Below are 15,469 nucleotides of genomic sequence, written 5' to 3'. Positions count from 1 at the left end.
CGGAGGGGGGACCTGCCCGGACAGTTTGGGGTTAATTTGCTGCGACGGCGTTCTGCTGTGTCTGCTGCCACATGGTCCAGGCTGCGTAACTGCCGTCGAGTTCGACGACGTCGTACCCGGCGCGGCGCAGGGCGCTCGCCGCGACGGAGTTCCGGACACCGGACTGGCAATAGCTCACGATGGTGCCTTCGGCCGGGAGCTGGTCCAGATGCCACATGACGCGTCCGCCGCTGAGCTGGTGGGAGCCGGGGATGTGTCCGGCGGTGTGTTCGGTCTTGTTGCGGACATCCAGCACCATGGCGGCATCGAAGCCGTCGAGTTCCTTGGGCTTGATCAGCTTCGGGGTGGTCGTGGGCAGCCCGTCAATGCTGGTGAGGTAGCCGGCGACGTTGTCGATGCCGACCCGGACCATGTGGTCCCACATCTCCTGGGCCTGCTCCTGGTCTGCTGCCAGCAGCACCAGCGGGTTCTTGTCCGTCTCAGGGTTCACCACCCAGGCGCCGTAGCTGGCCACGGACTTTCCGGCGGGGACGTTCAGGGAGCCCGTAACGGTTCCCTCATGGACTTCGCTGTTGGGACGGGTGTCGATGAACGTGACCGTGTCCGCGGCCAGATTCGTCACGACGTCGACGGTGTCCAGCTCCGTGAGGGGCATACGCTCACCCATGACGGCCGGACCTTCACGGTTTTCGCGCTTCATCCGCCCGAAGTAAGCGTGGGCGTCGGGCTGGCCGTCGAGGAGTTCGTCGATGAAGCCCTGCTCGTCATTCGAGGCGAGGTAGGGGGCCCACCAGGCGTAGAGCCGCTCGTAGCCCACCGTGGAAGACGGAATCGCACCGAGGGCCTTGCCGCAGGCACTGCCGGCGCCGTGGGCCGGGTGGACCTGGACATAGTCCGGCAGGGTCAGGAACTTATCCTGCAGGCTGACGAAGAGCTGCTTGGCGCCGAGGAAGCGTGTGTCCACACCGCCGGCCGCCTCATCAAGCAAGTCCGGACGGCCCAGGTCCCCGGAGAAGACGAAGTCGCCGGAGAGCAGGTAGCCGGGCTGGTCGCTGAACGCGCCGTCCGTGACCAGGAAGGACAGGTGCTCGGGGGTGTGGCCCGGTGTGTGCACGGCCTGGATGCTGATGTTGCCCAAGGTGATCGTGTCGCCGTCGTAGAGGCGTTCGCCGTCGAATGCGTACTGCCAGTCCGGGCCGCCTTCACCGGAGACATAGATCTTCGCGCCGGTGGCGGCGGCAAGTTCACGGGTGCCGGAGAGGTAGTCGGCGTGGATGTGGGTTTCGGTGACGGCAATGATTTTCATGCCGTTCTTTGCGGCGAGATCCTGGTACACCGCGATGTCGCGGCGGCCATCGACAACAATCGCTTCACCCTTGGCCTGGCAGCCAATCAGGTAGCTGGCCTGGGCGAGGTCTTCGTCGTAAATGCGCTCGATAAGCATCTGGTGCTCTCCTTCGGATAGGGGTGGAGGGAAATTCTTCGGTGTGCTCGTAGAGGGATATGTGCGCGGTACTCCGTGCGTGCGTTAGGCGAGGTGCTGGGCTTCATCAGCCCGGAGCTTGTCCATGTCCAGGTTCTTTACTGCCTGGGCGATCTCTTCCAGGCCGGTGGCGTTGAGGGCTCCGGGCTGGGAGAAGACCAGCGTGTTGTCCTTTCGGGTGTTGTCTTTAGTGGTTGGTGGCGGGATTGCAGGCTTAGGTGGTGGGGAGGCCGGCGCGGGTCCAGACGATCATGCCGCCGGCCATGGTGTCCGCCGAAAAGCCGGCGCCGTTGAGGGCGTCAGCCACGGCGGCGCTGCGGTTGCCGCTGCGGCAGACCACGATGACGGGGACTGCCGGGTCCAGTTCGGAGAGACGTTCCTGCAGCTGGCCCATGGGGATGTGCAGGGCGCCGGGGACCATGCCGTCGGCGACTTCAAAGTCCTCGCGGACATCGAGGATGCGGGCGGTAGAGCGCCTCTGCTCGGCTTCGGTGATGGTGATTTCGGCCATTGGATTCTCCTTCGAAATATTGTGGGCTGTCGTCAGCGGACGGGTTCGCCGGCCTGGCGCCAGGCCGCCATGCCGCCGCGCAGCGAGTAGGCCTCGTAGCCTTTCGCAGCGAGCAGCCGGGCCGCGAAAGCGGACCGAACTCCGGAGGCGCACACGGCGATCACGGGCCGGGTTTTCTGGATCCCCGCCTGGCTGGCCTGCAGTCGGTCCAGGGGGACGTGCTTGGCTTGGGGCGCGCGTCCGGTGCCCCATTCTTGGGCGGACCTGACATCGATCAGTGTGGCGCCCGAGGCCAGGAGCTCCTTGGCCTGGGCGACGCTTATGGTTCTGTAGGGCTTGCTGAAGGCCTTTTTGAGGGAATCGATCAGTCCCATGGTGTTCTCCTTTTGGTGTGGTCAGGCGGTGACGGTGCCGGCGGTGACGGTGCCGGCGGTGACCCATACCGCGACGGCGAAGATGAGTACCGCGAATGAGATGCGGATGTGTTTGTCCTTCAGGCGGCGGGCCAGCCTGGCGGCGACGAGGGAGCCCAGAATGGCCGGGACCGCGAACGCCATGGTGGTGTCCCAGTCGATGGTGTAACCGGCAGCGTGGGCACTGAATCCGGCAGCGGAATTGATGACGATGATCGCCAGGGACGTTCCGACGGCCTGCTTCATGCGCAGCCCCAGGAAGATGGTCAGCGCGGGGGTGATGAGGAAGCCCACGAGCAGCCCTATCCCGACCGCCTTTGGAGCGCAGGACCGGAGGGACCTATGTGGGCCGGTGCTGCAGGATCCCTCGGTTTCGCGGGATCTGCTAAGCATTCGGATGCCTGCTGCCACCATGATCACGGCGAAGGCCAGCATCAGGATATTGGGGTCCAACAGTCGGCCTACGGCGGCTCCGCCCCAGGCTGCTGGAATGCCGGCAGTCCCGACCAGTGCGATAACCGGCCAATTCAGGCCCTCCCGGACCCGGGGCAGCAGGGCGGCCAGCGAGGACACCCCCACCACCAGCAGCGAGGTGGGAATGGCCTGGGCCGGGCTCATGCCCACCCCGTACACCAGGGCCGGAACGGCGATGATCGACCCGCCGCCGCCCACCACGCCCAGGACGATCCCGACGACGAGCCCCAGAACCAGGGCCGGAATCATGCCGCGGCGTCCTCTTCAAGCGTCGGTGCGGGAAGCGGCAGGATGGCGCTTTCGCGGGTGGGCTCCGTGGCGGTCTTGTTCCACGGCATGGCAGAGAGGACTGTGCCCATGGCGCACGTGTTGGTAGCGGCCGAGAACGTCAGGCCGGCTCCGATAGCCCCGGCCAGCATGCGCACCTTGGGAGAGACGAACCTGCCCCCGGCCAGGCCCAGTACCACCAAGGAACCTGCAGCCAGGCGAACCTGGCGCTCCAGGTCCCAGCGGTCCTTGCCCTTGACAACATCGCCGCCCGCGGCAGCGAACCCGGGAACACCGCCCCTCAGGACGTAGGCGCCGTCGATCCCTGATTTGCCGAGGCGCTGGCGTGCCTGTTCGGCGCGCGCTCCCGATTGGCACACCAGAACCACGCGAGAGCCCAGCTTCGCGGCGAGCTCGTTGGTGTGCTCGGAAAGCAAAGGCAGTGGCACGTTGTATGAGCCCTTGATGTGCAAGGACTCGAACTCGGCGGCCGAACGCACATCGATCACCATCAGGTCCTGGTGCTCGGCGATCCAGGTTCGCAGGGCCACCGGGGCAAGGGCGGTAACGGCTGGAGCCGTGGAAGGGGAAGTCATTACTGGCCTCTCGATAGGTAAACGTGAATACCCCACCGAGTATTACAGATACCCCCGGGGGTAGTCAAAACACCCTAGGGGGTATAGCATGGGTGGAGATGCCCGACTTTTGGAGAAACCCATGGAACTTAACCCCAAAGAACTCACACCCGTGATCAACAGGCTCAAGCGCGCACAGGGCCAGCTCGCCGCCGTCACCCGCATGCTGGAGGAAGGCCGGGACTGCAAGGACGTCGTCACCCAGCTCGCGGCCGTCTCCAAGGCCCTGGACCGGGCAGGATTCGCCATCATCGCCACCGGCCTGGAGCAGTGCATTGTCCAGAAGGACGCCAGCATGGACAGGAAAGACCTGGAAAAGCTCTTCCTCTCCCTCGCCTGATCACCCCACTCTCTAGTCACCCAAGGAGAACCAATGACGTACACCCTCAGCACGACCATCGATCTTCCGTGGGCCGAAGCACTGGACCGCACCCGGGAAGCACTCTCAGCCCAAGGGTTCGGAATCCTCACCGAAATTGACGTGCGGTCTACCTTCGAAGCCAAGCTGGGAGCCGAAGCCGCTGACGCCGTCGGCGACTACACCATCCTTGGTGCCTGCAACCCGGCCCTGGCCAGCCGAGCCATCGCCGCAGAACCCGAAATCGGCGCGCTGCTGCCCTGCAACGTCGTCGTACGGCGGGGCAAAGGCGCGGAAATCACCACCATCGAAGCCATTGACCCGCAGACCATGGTCCAGCTTAGCTCCGCACCGGCCGTCAAAGAGGTCGCCGACGACGCTGCCAATCGCCTGCACAAAGCCCTCGCCGACTTGAGCAGCTGACGGAAAACGTAACGTCCGCCAACGCCGGCGCCCCGGCGCCCCAAGAAGAGAACGGTCCGGGTCTGCTCATCCATGCAGCCTGTCCACTTGAGCCGGACACTTTGGCCGGTATCCTGCGCAGTACAGCCAATGCCCGCGCCGCACTCAAACCCTGAGCGACCGGTCTGAACGATTTTGGCTGAGGCGCTGACCCAACGGGTATACCAGGCAAAGGAGGTCCTGGACGCCGATTCCGGGGCCCTGGAATCCTTGGTGGTGATAACGCCGGGTAGGGGCTTATGCCCCTACCCGGCCCGCGGCATCTGGGAATGAAATGGAAGTACCCCAGCGGCTTGCGGGTACCAGGCCTGATAGCCCATCCCCGTCAGCCGTTCCTGGAAGTGCTTCCTGCCGGGACGAAAGGATAAAGATCCATCATGACCACTTCTGCCAATGCGCCCCGCTCGGATCATGATCTGCAGCAGGCCGTTCTGAATGAGCTTGACTGGACACCGGAGGTCGATGCGTCCCACATCGGCGTCGCGGTCACCTCGGGAGCCGTGACGCTGACGGGCGAGGTTCCTACCTACTCGGCCCGGCTGGCGGCCAGGAAGGCTGCCCTGCGGGTGCGTGGAGTCACGGCCCTCGCCGATGAACTGACCGTCCACTACCTCGGCGGCCCGGTGACCGACACCGACATCGCCGAAGCCGCCCTCAGTGCTCTCCGGGGAAACGCGGTCGTGCCCGAGGGAGCGGTCACCGTGGAAGTCCGTAACCACGCCATCACCCTGACGGGAAACGTGGATTGGAACTACGAACGCGAAGCAGCAGCCCACGCCGTCGAACATCTCCGGGGCGTCAGGTCGGTGCAGAACCTCATCACCCTCAAGGGCCGTGCTTCGGCGCTCGATACCAAGACCCGGGTCAAGAACGCCATCGCCCGGCAGGCGGCACTGGACGCCGAAAGGATCGTGGTGACGGTCGACGGGACCGAAGTGACACTCACCGGCAGGGTCGCGAGCTGGAACGAACGCAAAGCAGCGGGCAAGGCTGCCTGGTCCTCACCCCACGTGAGCGCAGTCCACAACCAACTTGACGTGCACCCGGAATAGAAAGCCCACGCTTCGCAAGCGAGTGAACCTTAGCCAAACGCCCGTCCCTGCGAAGGCGAGGATCCGGACAGGATGGTGATCGTGATGTATGAGTTCCGGGACCGGGTGGATGCCGGCCGGAGACTGGGACAACGACTGGCCCCGTTGAAGGGGCAGGACGTGGTGGTTCTGGGGTTGCCCCGCGGTGGAATTCCGGTCGCGTTCGAGGTGGCAAAAGTGCTCGACGCGCCTTTGGACGTCATTGTGGTGCGCAAGCTTGGCGTACCGTTCCAACCGGAACTAGCCATGGGAGCCATTGGCGAAGGAAACGCCCGTGTACTTGACCCTCGCATCATCTCTGCCACGGGTGTGAGCGATGCTGACGTGGGCGCGGTCGAACGTCGCGAGCGTGATTTGTTGGAGTCCCGGGTTGTGAGGTACCGCCAGGGGCGACCCCGGAGGGACCTTCGCGGGTGCGCGGCAATCGTGGTGGATGATGGCTGCGCAACCGGTTCCACAGCGCGTGTTGCCTGCCGGGTTGCGCGGCAATTGGGCGCTGCCCGAGTGATCCTGGCCGTGCCGGTGGCCCCCGCCGGGCTGTTGCCCTCGCTGACGGAGCCCGACGACGTCGTCTGCCTGGTATCGGCGCAGGACTTCCAAGCCGTCGGCTGCCACTACCGCGATTTCTCCCCCACCGAAGACGAAGAGGTGGTGCAGCTGCTTGACGTCGCAGAGCAGCGGCTGCCTTCCCTCCGGACAGCGGAGCATGCCGGCGTCGACCAGGAAGTGGAAATCCCCTCCGGTGCCCTCAGACTCCGGGGAACCCTGCACCTGCCAGCCCGGTGCGACGGCGTCGTCGTGTTCGCCCACGGCAGCGGAAGCGGGCGCCACAGCCCCCGCAACAGGTTCGTCGCCTCTGTACTTCAGGGCGCGGGACTGGGCACACTCCTCTTGGATCTGCTGACTCCCGCTGAAGAAGTCAACCGGGCGAACGTATTCGACGTCGTCTTGCTTGCGCGTCGGCTCACGGCAGCAACCCGGTGGCTTGGCAGCAATGATGCCACCTCGACTAGCCGCATCGGCTATTTCGGCGCCAGCACGGGCGCCGGCGCAGCGCTATGGGCCGCGGCCGAACCGGATGCGCGAATAGCAGCCATTGTTTCAAGAGGCGGCCGTCCGGATCTGGCTGGCCCGCGGCTGGCCGTCGTGCGCGCACCGACCCTGCTGATCGTAGGTGCCGCCGATCCCGAGGTCCTTGCCCTCAACCGACAGGCCATGGCCATGATGCAGTCCCCGACCCGCTTGGAGATCATCCCTCGAGCCACACACCTCTTCGAAGAACCTGGAACACTCGCCCAAGCCGGGACACTCGCCGCGAACTGGTTCGTCCACTATCTGTTGCCTGCCCGGATACAGGAGTCTTCACCAGGGCATACCGCGCCTTCGTGTCGGGATGCCGAGTAGCCTGCCCCGGAGTCCCGGGCCCCGCAGGGGCGCTTCCGCATAACGATCGCTCCACGGCTATCCGCGTTATCTGCCGGGGCGCACACCATTCGGTTTGCCCGAATGCTGCGGGCCCTAGTCCGAATTCCGCTACGGGTCCTTCAGCCGCAGCATCCCCTACCCGAGGACGTGAAGGAAGAAGACATCATGGCCTCCTGCTCCCGCGGCGTCCTGGAGGTCAGGCCCGCCCATCTATGCCGGACGCGCCACGCCGTACCGCCCATGAGCTTTGATCGACGCCCACGTTCAAACAAACCGATGCCATGCACCCTTCATGCCGTGACAGCGGGGTGACCGGCCGTTGGCCTCATCTACGGCATAGTCGTAATCCGATAGTTCAGCGGCCGGGCACTCTGGAACCTTTCCAACATCGTAAATATGGAGGTATCAGAATGATGTGCCGGGCGGTCGTGTGGCCAGGGGCGGGGTCTCTTTGAGCTGGCCCTCCGGCAGGCTGCCCATGACGCCTGTTTCCTCCTGCGGGGTTACGGTCCCTGCGGTGTCGCCGCCGTCGATGACGAATTCTGTTCCGGTGACGAAGGATGATTCGTTGGAGGACAGGTACAGGACGAGGTCCGCGACTTCTCCTGGGTGGCCCATGCGGCCAAGTGCCACGTGGCTCATGTCCATCGGCATGTCGGCCGTCATCGGGGTGGAGATGACTCCGGGATGGACGGAATTGACCCTGATCCCATGGCGGCCCAGGTCCAGTGCGGCGCTCTTGGTCAGTCCGCGTACGCCGAACTTCGAGGCTGTGTATCCGGGGATTTGCTCGTAGCCGCGGATCCCGGCGATCGAGGATATGTTGATGATCGAGCCGCCCCGGGATTGTTTCAGGGCCGGGATCGCGGCCTTGATCCCGTTGAACGTGCCGGTCAGGTTCACGCCGATGACGGTATTCCATTGCTCCAGGGTGTAGTCCTCGATGGAGGCGAAGTTCACGATTCCTGCATTGTTCACCAGGATGTTCAGGCCTCCGAAGGTTTCGACGGCGGCGCTCACCGCTGTCTGCCAGTCCTGCGGGCTGGTCACGTCGAGATGAACGTAGCGCGCGCCGGAGCCCATGCGCTCTGCGGTCTCCTTTCCCTCGTCGTCCAGGATGTCGCCTATGACGACCTTTGCCCCTTCGCCGTGCAGCCGCGATGCCACGGCGGCTCCAATGCCGCGGGCACCCCCGCTGACCAAGGCTACTTTGTCAATGACTCGTTCCATATGATGCTCCTTCGGTTTGGCGCCGGATAGTGGCGGTGCGCTCAGCTGCTGTCTGCTTGGGATGGGGCCTTCGGGGATCCGGTTCCGGGTGTTTGCTCCTCTTGTTGTGTTTGCTGGAGGGCGGAGACGGCGCCGCGGACTAGTGTCAGGTAAGAGTCGTTGGTGTACAGGCCGTGCGTGTAGATCTCCAGGGCCGGCAGTGCCAGACGGAGCAGCATCTGCTGCTGTGACGCGGGGAGCCCGAGAGCCCGTTCGATGTGCGGAGCCATGGTTATCAAGCCCAGTACGGTGGTCGCTGTCAGGACGGCGAGCGCTCGTGGGTCATCGGAAGGGCGCATGGTGCCATCGCGGATGCCGGCTCTGATGATCGCTTCGCTCTCATCGACCAGCACGTCTATGAACCGGGGGGCAGCTGGAGTGTTTTCCACCACGACGCGTCCGAGGTAGGCCATCTGAGCCTGATAGTTGCGGGGGTCAGCCTGGTAGGAACGCATGACTTCTCGCATGCCCTCCAGTGTGGCTTTTTCGCGGGCCCACCCCACCACTGCCTCGAGCACGTGGTCGTCGCATGCCCGGCGCAGCCCTTCTTCGTCTCCGAAGAGGGCAAGGATGTCATCGGTAGCGACGCCTGCAGTACGGGCGATCTCCGCGAGGCCAGGGGTAGCAAAGCCGGTAGCCGCGAAATGGGTTATCGCAGTGTCGAGAACTCTCGCCCGCTTGTCATCATCCTGGGGTCCGCCGGATAACGGGGGAGTGCGTATCTGGTCCCCTGCCATCATTGCCGTTCGGGTCAGCAACCGGATCAGTTTGCCCATGAGAACCACGTCCACTCCGCCATATCTTGAACCTAAATCTCCCGTTGTGTTTAGTAGATCCTCTGTCGTGGTACCTCGACAGAGAACAAAGGCCCTGTTCTGCAGCCCACATGACGCTGGCCGGCGGAAGAGAAAGGACAGGAGCCGACCTGGCTGCGACGGGGCTTCCCCTTGCCTGGAAATCGCGAGTTGCTCTTGATAGCGCAGTCCAGTGCATCGGGCGCGAATCCAAGGAGATCGCTTCGCTGTTGGCCCTCTTGCACGTCCCGTCCTCGGCAGCGGTTCGGCCACCCCGGAGGCATGCCAGCCGCCACATTGACTGCCGCCCAGGGGGAAGTCGTGGACCTCGTCCGGTACCTGTCCTCCAACGAATCTTCGCTCGTCACGGGAGCCGAGTTCGTCATCGACGGTGGCGACACCGCGGGAACAGTGACCCTACACGAGGAAACGGAGCCCCGCCCGAGTCCGTCCCGAGGGCTCCGGCGCGGCGCTCAGCCGCAGCCAAAGGGCCGCCCGGACCTGGACGACCAACAAGGCCAACGGCCGGCGGTTGTTGGGCGGGACGTCCCGGCGCTCAGCCGTGGGCGGCAAGGTATGCGATGAGTCCTTTGATGGTGGCCACCGCGGGGTAATCGCGCTCGGGAATGTTGATTCCGGTGTCCGTGTCGATGGTTTCCACGAGCCGCAGGAAATCGAGGGAATCAAGTTCAAGGTCCTGCCGCAGTCGGGAATCCTCGTCCACGTCCGCCATGTCAACGTCCGGTGCGACTTTGCCGATGGCGGTTTGGGCCGCCATGCGGGCTTCCTGCTCGTTCATAGTTCCTCCGGTTTCTGCAGGAGTTCTTCGATGCGCGCGAGATAGCGGGCACCGCGCATGCCGTCGCTGACCCGGTGGTCGGCAGAGAGGGTGGCAATGACCGCGTGGCGCACCCCGAGCATGCCGTTCTGCGCCCAGGGTTGTTCCATCACTCGGCCGAAGCCGACCATCGCGACTTGCGGGGGGTAAATCACGCCATAGACGCTCTCGACCCCGAGGTCCCCGAGGTTGGTCACGGTGAGGGTGGGATCGGCCATTTCGGCACGCTGCAGGCGACCCGAACGCGCACGGCTGACGAGGTCCCGCAGCTTCTCCATCAGCGTCTCAACGGGCAATGTGTCGGCGTCGTGGATTGCGGGTGCCACAAGGCCACCCTGGCGAAGTGCCACCGCGACGCCGAGGTGAACCGAGTCGCTCGGCCGGAACCCGTCGTCGTCATAGAAACCGTTCATTTCCGGTACTTCCCTGGCCGCAAGGGCCGCGGCCTTGAGCAGGAGGGCAGAGGGGACGAGCCTGGCGGCCACAGGACGCTCGGCGTTAACGGACTGCATCCAGTCGACGGCAGCCCGCAAATCCAAGGTGGTACTCAGATAGTAGTGCGGGATGGATTTTTTCGAGCGGGACATCAGGGCGCCGATGGCGCGACGGAGGCTGGCCACACGCTCGCCCGCATCCGAAGACTTCCCCGCGGCCGGTTCTTCCGATGCAGGCTTCGGGGTCGCTTGTGTGGAGGGCGAAGGGCTCTCGGGCGCCGGGGCTTCGGCGCGGTTGACGTCGGCCTCGGTGATGGCGCCCTGCGGGCCGGTGCCGCTGATGGCGGCCAGTTCGACGCCGAGTTCGGCCGCGAGCCGACGGGCGCGGGGGGAAGACCGGACACGGTTTCGGGAGGGGGCGGCGACGGCCTGTTCGACGTCCGCTCGGGTAATTGCCCCGTCCCGGCCGGTGCCGTGGATCTTCACGGTCTCAACCCCCAGCCGGTGCGCGAGGTGCCGGACCGGTGGTGCGATTGAAGCGGCTTCTTTCGGGTGTGGCTCAACGGCTTCCCGGGCAGTCGGTATCGGCGCAGCCGCCTTCGAAAGGGCCGCCTTGGCCGTGGCCTTGGCAACCTGCGCTACATGGGCTGGGGGAGCAGTCTCTGCCGGTGTCTGTGTGATCCTGGCCAATGGTGTGCCCACCGGGACCGTTTCGCCGATATCGACCAGGAGGTCCGTGACCACGCCTTCCTGGAAGGACTCCACGTCCATGATGGTCTTGTCGGTGTCTACGACGGCTACCAGATCGCCGCGGCGGACGTAATCACCGGGCTTGACCAGCCATTCGACGAGCTTGCCGTGCTCCATGTCGGCCCCGAGAGAAGGCATCAGGAAATCAGGCACGGGTTCCTACCGCCTCCCGGGCCGCGGCAACGATCCGCTCTACGGAGGGCAGAGCGGCCAGTTCCATGTGCTTGGCATAGGGGATGGGCACCTCGGCGCTGCAGACCCGGCCCACGGGGGCGTCCAGGTCGAAGAACGCGTTCTCGGTGATCCGGGCGCTGATTTCCGCCGAGATGCTCCCGCTGCGCCAGCCTTCGTCCACCACGACTGCCCGGTGCGCCCGCGCTACTGATTGGAGGATCGTGGCCTCGTCCAGCGGCCGGAGCGTGCGCAGGTCCAACACCTCGGCGTCGATGCCTTCGCCCGCGAGCTGCTCTGCTGCGTCGAGAACGACGGGAAGCGTCCCGCCATAGGTGATCAGCGAAATGTCATTACCGGTGCGCCGGACCGCAGCGGTGTCGATGTCCACCGGGCCGGCGTTGTCGTCGAGTTCGCCGGTGACGTTGTAGAGCGAGCCGTGCTCGAAGATCAGTACCGGATCAGGGTCCTCAAGTGCCGTCCACAACATGCCGCGGGCGTCCTCGAGGGTGGCTGGGGCGAGGATGCGAAGCCCGGGGATGTGCGCGTACCAGCCTTCAAGGCTGTGTGAATGCTGGGCACCCAGCTGACGGCCTGCCCCCGTGGTCATCCGGATGACTAGCGGCACGTGGAACTGCCCGCCGGACATGTGCAGCAAGCACGCGGCATTGTTCACTATCTGATCCAGGGCGAGCAGGCTGAAGTTGACGGTCATGATCTCCACGATCGGCCGCATTCCACCGAGCGCAGCGCCGATGCCGGCGCCGACGAAGCCGGACTCGGACAGCGGGGTGTCCCGAATGCGCTCGGGGCCGAATTCCTCCAACAACCCCAGACTCACCGCGAACGATCCGCCGTAAGACCCAACGTCTTCGCCCATCAGGAATACGCCAGGGTCACGCTGCATCGCATCACGGATCCCAGCCCGGAGGGCCTCCCGGTAGCTGGACTTCATGGTGTCCTCCGGTCGCAGTAGACAAAGCGCGTGAGTTCCTCCATCGGCTCCAGCGTCCCCGTTTCGGCGAAGTCGACGGCGGCCGCGACCTCCGTGTCGGCGGCCGACTCCAGCTGCGCCCACTCTTCCCCGGCAAGCTGGCCCGCCGCTTCCATGCTCCTGCGGAGCAGGGTGATCGGGTCCCGCTCCTGCCACTTCAGGACCTCGGCCTTCTCACGGTACAGTTCGGGGTCGAACATCGAGTGGGCGCGGAAACGGTAAGTGCGCAGTTCCAGGAAGTGCGGGCCGCCGCCTGAGCGGACGGCGTCCACGGCGCGGCGGGCCGCTTCCTCGACTGCGAGGACGTCCATTCCGTCCACGGCCCAGGCTGAGATCTCGTAGCCGGCAGCCTTGAGGGCGATATCTGTCTGTGATTCCGAGCGGCCCAGGGCAGTACCCATGGCGTAGAGGTTGTTTTCGCAACAGAACAGCACTGGCAGCTGCCAGAGTGCGGCAAGGTTGAGGCTTTCGTGGAACTCGCCTTCCGCCACGGCGCCATCGCCGAAGAAGCACACTGTGACGTTGGAGCGTCCGGCCATCTTGTCCGCCAGGGCGAGCCCGACGGCGAGGGGCAGCCCGCCCGCCACGATCGCGTTTCCTCCGTAGAAGTGCGTGGCGGCGTCGAAGAGGTGCATCGAGCCGCCGCGGCCGCGGCAGCAACCTTCCAGGCAGCCGTACATTTCAGCCAGGATCGCCCCCGCTTCGACGCCGCGGAGCAAGGCATGGCCGTGCTCCCGGTAGGTGGCGACGACGGCATCTTCCGGGGACAGGGTATCCAGGACGCCCGCCGCCACGGCTTCCTCTCCGATGTAGACATGCAGGAACCCGTGGATCTTCGCGGCACTATAGAGCTCGACGCACTTTTCCTCTAGCTTGCGTATCCGGAGCATCTGCAGCAGCAGGTGGCGGCCGTGCTCTGGATCCAGGCTGTGGTGCGCCGGGGACAGGGGGCTGGTCATTTCCGGTCCTCAAGTGAGGCCTTCTGAGGAGAGGCTTCGGGAGAGGACTCTATGGTTGAGGTGTCGCCCTCAGGAAGGCCAAGTTCGCGGGCTTTGAGCAGGCGTCGGAGGATCTTGCCGCTGCGAGTCTTGGGCAGAGCGGTAGTGAAGTCCAGCAACCGCGGCGCCACCGCCGGGCCCAGTCGCTTGCGGGCGAAACCAATGATGTCCATTCGCGTGGCTTCGGAAGGTTCCCAGCCATGACGGAGTTCCACGAAGGCCTTGACAACCTCTCCGGCCACCGGATCGGGGACGCCGATTACTCCCGCCTCAGCCACGGCCTCGTGCTCCATCAGGGAACTTTCCACTTCAAACGGGCCGATCAGATGCCCCGAGGACTTGATCACGTCGTCGCCCCGCCCGACAAACCAGTAGTACCCGTCGGCGTCCCGTTTCGCGAGGTCCCCGGTGAGGTACCAGCCTCCTACGAAACAACGGCGGTAGCGCTCGTCCTCGTGCAGGTATCCCCGGAACATCGAAGGCCAGCCGGGCCGGAGTGCCAGTTCGCCCACCGCGTCAGGCTCCGTCACGAGCACCGCCTCGCCATCGCGGACAACCGGCTCGTCCTGGTCATCGCGCTCCACCAAGGCAGCTTCGACGCCGGGCAGTGGCCGTCCCATTGAACCGGGCCGGATCTCCGTGGATGCGAAGTTGGAAATCATGATCCCGCCCGTTTCGGTCTGCCACCAGTTGTCGTGCACCGGTTGGCCGAAGGCCTCCTGCCCCCACACCACGACCTCCGGGTTGAGCGGTTCGCCCACGCTGGCGACGAAGCGCAGGGCAGACAAATCGTGGCCCTCGGCGCGCTCCGCACCGGCCTTCATCAGCATGCGCAGAGCCGTAGGGGCCGTGTACCAGACAGTCACACGCTGTTCCGCGAGGATCCGGTACCACCGGTCCGCGTCCATCTCCTCCTCGTCCACGATGCTCGTCACCCCGTGCGAGAGCGGCGCGATCACACCATAAGAGGTGCCGGTGACCCAACCGGGATCGGCCGTGCACCAGTAGACATCTCCGGGATGCAGGTCCAATGCAAAGCTGCCGGTCGCATAGTGAGCGGTGACGGCGTCGTGCACGTGGATGGCACCTTTGGGTGTCCCTGTCGTGCCACTCGTGAAGTGCAGCAAGGCCATATCCTCGGCCTGCGTCGCGGCAATCTCCCCGTCCGGCGCGGCTTCCCGCATCAGGGCGGCGAGGTCAAGGGTGCCCGGTTCCGGGTCGCCGTCGGCGTCGGTTAGCAGGACATGCCCTAGTTGCGGGAGCGAGTCGCGAATCTGCGCGATCTTCCTGCGGTACAGCTGCCGCGTCGTGACCAGAGCCCGGCCCGATCCCAAGTGCAGCCGCTGACGGACCGGGTCGGGGCCGAACGCTGAGAACAGTGGACAGAAAACGCTGGCGTTCTTGAATGTGCCCAGCACTGCTATGTAAAGGGCCGGACTTCTGCCGATCAGCGAGAAGACGCGCTCCCCGCGTCCGATTCCCAAGCTGCGCAGCACGCCGGCGAAGCGGTTGGTCTGCCCCGCAAGCTCCGCGAAGCTGATGGAATGGGTGCTGCCGTCGGCACGGACGAAACGAAGTGCCTCGCGACCGGCGTGCTCACCCGCGGCGTGACGGTCCACCGTCTCGTAGGCGATGTTGATGCCCCGTCCACCCGGCAGCCCAGTCATGGTGCGCCGGGCTTGATCCCAAGAGAAACCGGCGCACGCCGCCTCGTAATCCACCAGGTTCGGCGGAACAGGAAAACCGGAGATGTCCTTGGAAATCGTGGGCCACCGGGTGGATGGTTCGGTCCCTGCAGTCATGGTTACATCGGACTCCGGCCCTGCCGTGCTGCCCAGAGTCGAAAGTCCCGCACAGGTGGCCCGGAGCAAGATTCGCCCAGAGGTTTTGCCGGTGGCGTTCTTATGCTCGAGGAACTCATCGAGGCCGCCGAACCGGACGGCACTCTACACCGATCTCGCCGCGAGCTCGGCAGTTTCCGCCGCAAATCGATTCGACCGTGCGCTTGTCCACCGGGATGCTTCGAATAGTCGACAACGAAGCCTCGAACTCGGTTGAAATACGGGCACACGGGGCTTGTGCAGGAACACGTGGTTGTGCAC

19 protein-coding genes and 1 pseudogene are annotated in these 15,469 nt (G+C 65.1%); 7 read left to right on the top strand and 13 right to left on the bottom strand.

Annotated elements, in window-relative coordinates; all coding sequences use genetic code 11:
- Nucleotides 1–31 precede the first annotated feature (31 nt).
- From ABD884_RS15810 to ABD884_RS15785, 6 genes and pseudogenes are all read right to left on the bottom strand, one after another.
- A complete protein-coding gene (locus ABD884_RS15810) occupies nt 32–1,444 on the bottom strand; it encodes an MBL fold metallo-hydrolase (RefSeq protein ID WP_345047653.1) in 1,413 nt (470 codons plus the stop codon).
- Nucleotides 1,445–1,528: 84 nt separating this feature from the next.
- Nucleotides 1,529–1,657: pseudogene (locus tag ABD884_RS15805) on the bottom strand (thiol reductase thioredoxin); the annotation flags it as partial.
- 40 nt (nt 1,658–1,697) lie between these two features.
- Nucleotides 1,698–1,994 carry a rhodanese-like domain-containing protein gene (locus ABD884_RS15800; RefSeq protein WP_345047648.1) on the bottom strand — a complete coding sequence of 99 codons (297 nt, stop codon included), beginning with the start codon at nt 1,992–1,994 and terminating at the stop codon, nt 1,698–1,700.
- 32 nt (nt 1,995–2,026) lie between these two features.
- Complete coding sequence (locus ABD884_RS15795) at nt 2,027–2,368, bottom strand: rhodanese-like domain-containing protein (protein WP_345047645.1); 342 nt, start codon at nt 2,366–2,368, stop codon at nt 2,027–2,029.
- A gap of 21 nt (nt 2,369–2,389) precedes the next feature.
- A complete protein-coding gene (locus ABD884_RS15790; RefSeq protein WP_345047642.1) occupies nt 2,390–3,130 on the bottom strand; it encodes a sulfite exporter TauE/SafE family protein in 741 nt (246 codons plus the stop codon).
- The gene (locus ABD884_RS15785; RefSeq protein WP_345047637.1) at nt 3,127–3,744 is read right to left on the bottom strand and encodes a rhodanese-like domain-containing protein; all 618 of its coding nucleotides are present in this window, start codon (nt 3,742–3,744) and stop codon (nt 3,127–3,129) included. The genes ABD884_RS15790 and ABD884_RS15785 overlap by 4 nt, the downstream gene beginning before the upstream one ends.
- A gap of 121 nt (nt 3,745–3,865) precedes the next feature.
- On the opposite strand from ABD884_RS15785, the gene ABD884_RS15780 reads away from it, so the two are divergent.
- The 5 genes from ABD884_RS15780 to ABD884_RS15760 all read left to right on the top strand — a co-directional run bounded on the left by ABD884_RS15780 (nt 3,866) and on the right by ABD884_RS15760 (nt 7,098).
- Entirely contained in the window at nt 3,866–4,123 is a 258-nt protein-coding gene (locus ABD884_RS15780; RefSeq protein ID WP_345047634.1) for a metal-sensitive transcriptional regulator, read from the top strand.
- A gap of 33 nt (nt 4,124–4,156) precedes the next feature.
- Nucleotides 4,157–4,564 (top strand): DUF302 domain-containing protein, encoded by a 408-nt coding sequence (locus ABD884_RS15775; protein WP_345047632.1) that lies wholly within the window; start codon nt 4,157–4,159, stop codon nt 4,562–4,564.
- Nucleotides 4,565–4,738: 174 nt separating this feature from the next.
- On the top strand, nt 4,739–4,876 hold the full coding sequence (locus ABD884_RS15770) for a hypothetical protein (RefSeq protein WP_345047629.1): 138 nt from the start codon (nt 4,739–4,741) through the stop codon (nt 4,874–4,876).
- A gap of 104 nt (nt 4,877–4,980) precedes the next feature.
- On the top strand, nt 4,981–5,655 hold the full coding sequence (locus ABD884_RS15765; RefSeq protein WP_345047624.1) for a BON domain-containing protein: 675 nt from the start codon (nt 4,981–4,983) through the stop codon (nt 5,653–5,655).
- 84 nt (nt 5,656–5,739) lie between these two features.
- Entirely contained in the window at nt 5,740–7,098 is a 1,359-nt protein-coding gene (locus ABD884_RS15760; RefSeq protein WP_345054907.1) for a phosphoribosyltransferase family protein, read from the top strand.
- Nucleotides 7,099–7,524: 426 nt separating this feature from the next.
- On the opposite strand, the gene ABD884_RS15755 is transcribed toward ABD884_RS15760, so the two are convergent.
- Together ABD884_RS15755 and ABD884_RS15750 are read right to left on the bottom strand one after the other, a co-directional pair.
- Nucleotides 7,525–8,349 (bottom strand): glucose 1-dehydrogenase, encoded by an 825-nt coding sequence (locus tag ABD884_RS15755; RefSeq protein WP_345047618.1) that lies wholly within the window; start codon nt 8,347–8,349, stop codon nt 7,525–7,527.
- 41 nt (nt 8,350–8,390) lie between these two features.
- Entirely contained in the window at nt 8,391–9,179 is a 789-nt protein-coding gene (locus ABD884_RS15750; protein WP_345047615.1) for a TetR/AcrR family transcriptional regulator, read from the bottom strand.
- 285 nt (nt 9,180–9,464) lie between these two features.
- Between ABD884_RS15750 and ABD884_RS15745 the strand changes: the two genes are divergently transcribed.
- Complete coding sequence (locus ABD884_RS15745) at nt 9,465–9,767, top strand: hypothetical protein (protein ID WP_345047613.1); 303 nt, start codon at nt 9,465–9,467, stop codon at nt 9,765–9,767.
- On the opposite strand, the gene ABD884_RS15740 is transcribed toward ABD884_RS15745, so the two are convergent.
- From ABD884_RS15740 to acsA, 5 genes are read right to left on the bottom strand one after another with little or no spacing between them, the layout of a single operon-like run.
- On the bottom strand, nt 9,739–9,981 hold the full coding sequence (locus ABD884_RS15740; RefSeq protein ID WP_028266550.1) for an acyl carrier protein: 243 nt from the start codon (nt 9,979–9,981) through the stop codon (nt 9,739–9,741). The two genes, ABD884_RS15745 and ABD884_RS15740, sit on opposite strands and share 29 nt — an antisense overlap.
- Nucleotides 9,978–11,342, bottom strand: a complete 1,365-nt coding sequence (locus ABD884_RS15735; protein ID WP_345047609.1) for a dihydrolipoamide acetyltransferase family protein — start codon at nt 11,340–11,342, stop codon at nt 9,978–9,980. The genes ABD884_RS15740 and ABD884_RS15735 overlap by 4 nt, the downstream gene beginning before the upstream one ends.
- A gap of 7 nt (nt 11,343–11,349) precedes the next feature.
- Nucleotides 11,350–12,330 (bottom strand): alpha-ketoacid dehydrogenase subunit beta, encoded by a 981-nt coding sequence (locus ABD884_RS15730; protein WP_345047605.1) that lies wholly within the window; start codon nt 12,328–12,330, stop codon nt 11,350–11,352.
- Nucleotides 12,327–13,328 (bottom strand): pyruvate dehydrogenase (acetyl-transferring) E1 component subunit alpha, encoded by a 1,002-nt coding sequence (pdhA, locus tag ABD884_RS15725; RefSeq protein ID WP_345047601.1) that lies wholly within the window; start codon nt 13,326–13,328, stop codon nt 12,327–12,329. Before pdhA ends, ABD884_RS15730 begins: the two co-directional genes overlap by 4 nt.
- Nucleotides 13,325–15,169: an acetate--CoA ligase gene (gene acsA / locus ABD884_RS15720; protein ID WP_345047598.1), complete on the bottom strand. Its 1,845-nt coding sequence runs from the start codon at nt 15,167–15,169 to the stop codon at nt 13,325–13,327. Before acsA ends, pdhA begins: the two co-directional genes overlap by 4 nt.
- A 91-nt stretch (nt 15,170–15,260) precedes the next feature.
- Between acsA and ABD884_RS15715 the strand changes: the two genes are divergently transcribed.
- Complete coding sequence (locus tag ABD884_RS15715; RefSeq protein WP_345047595.1) at nt 15,261–15,425, top strand: hypothetical protein; 165 nt, start codon at nt 15,261–15,263, stop codon at nt 15,423–15,425.
- The last annotated feature ends 44 nt before the right edge of the window (nt 15,426–15,469 follow it).

It is taken from the genome of Arthrobacter methylotrophus, assembly GCF_039539965.1.
Lineage (GTDB): Bacteria > Actinomycetota > Actinomycetes > Actinomycetales > Micrococcaceae > Arthrobacter > Arthrobacter methylotrophus.
Note: the sequence above shows the minus strand (reverse complement) of the source record. Positions and strands in the feature narration are given on the sequence as shown.

Coding starts and splice junctions, on each gene's coding strand:
- ABD884_RS15810 (WP_345047653.1), bottom strand. CDS start 1,444: ATGCTTATCGAGCGCATTTACGACGAAGACCTCGCCCAGGCCAGCTAC.
- ABD884_RS15800 (WP_345047648.1), bottom strand. CDS start 1,994: ATGGCCGAAATCACCATCACCGAAGCCGAGCAGAGGCGCTCTACCGCC.
- ABD884_RS15795 (WP_345047645.1), bottom strand. CDS start 2,368: ATGGGACTGATCGATTCCCTCAAAAAGGCCTTCAGCAAGCCCTACAGA.
- ABD884_RS15790 (WP_345047642.1), bottom strand. CDS start 3,130: ATGATTCCGGCCCTGGTTCTGGGGCTCGTCGTCGGGATCGTCCTGGGC.
- ABD884_RS15785 (WP_345047637.1), bottom strand. CDS start 3,744: ATGACTTCCCCTTCCACGGCTCCAGCCGTTACCGCCCTTGCCCCGGTG.
- ABD884_RS15780 (WP_345047634.1), top strand. CDS start 3,866: ATGGAACTTAACCCCAAAGAACTCACACCCGTGATCAACAGGCTCAAG.
- ABD884_RS15775 (WP_345047632.1), top strand. CDS start 4,157: ATGACGTACACCCTCAGCACGACCATCGATCTTCCGTGGGCCGAAGCA.
- ABD884_RS15765 (WP_345047624.1), top strand. CDS start 4,981: ATGACCACTTCTGCCAATGCGCCCCGCTCGGATCATGATCTGCAGCAG.
- ABD884_RS15760 (WP_345054907.1), top strand. CDS start 5,740: ATGTATGAGTTCCGGGACCGGGTGGATGCCGGCCGGAGACTGGGACAA.
- ABD884_RS15755 (WP_345047618.1), bottom strand. CDS start 8,349: ATGGAACGAGTCATTGACAAAGTAGCCTTGGTCAGCGGGGGTGCCCGC.
- ABD884_RS15745 (WP_345047613.1), top strand. CDS start 9,465: ATGCCAGCCGCCACATTGACTGCCGCCCAGGGGGAAGTCGTGGACCTC.
- ABD884_RS15740 (WP_028266550.1), bottom strand. CDS start 9,981: ATGAACGAGCAGGAAGCCCGCATGGCGGCCCAAACCGCCATCGGCAAA.
- ABD884_RS15735 (WP_345047609.1), bottom strand. CDS start 11,342: ATGCCTTCTCTCGGGGCCGACATGGAGCACGGCAAGCTCGTCGAATGG.
- ABD884_RS15730 (WP_345047605.1), bottom strand. CDS start 12,330: ATGAAGTCCAGCTACCGGGAGGCCCTCCGGGCTGGGATCCGTGATGCG.
- pdhA (WP_345047601.1), bottom strand. CDS start 13,328: ATGACCAGCCCCCTGTCCCCGGCGCACCACAGCCTGGATCCAGAGCAC.
- acsA (WP_345047598.1), bottom strand. CDS start 15,169: ATGACTGCAGGGACCGAACCATCCACCCGGTGGCCCACGATTTCCAAG.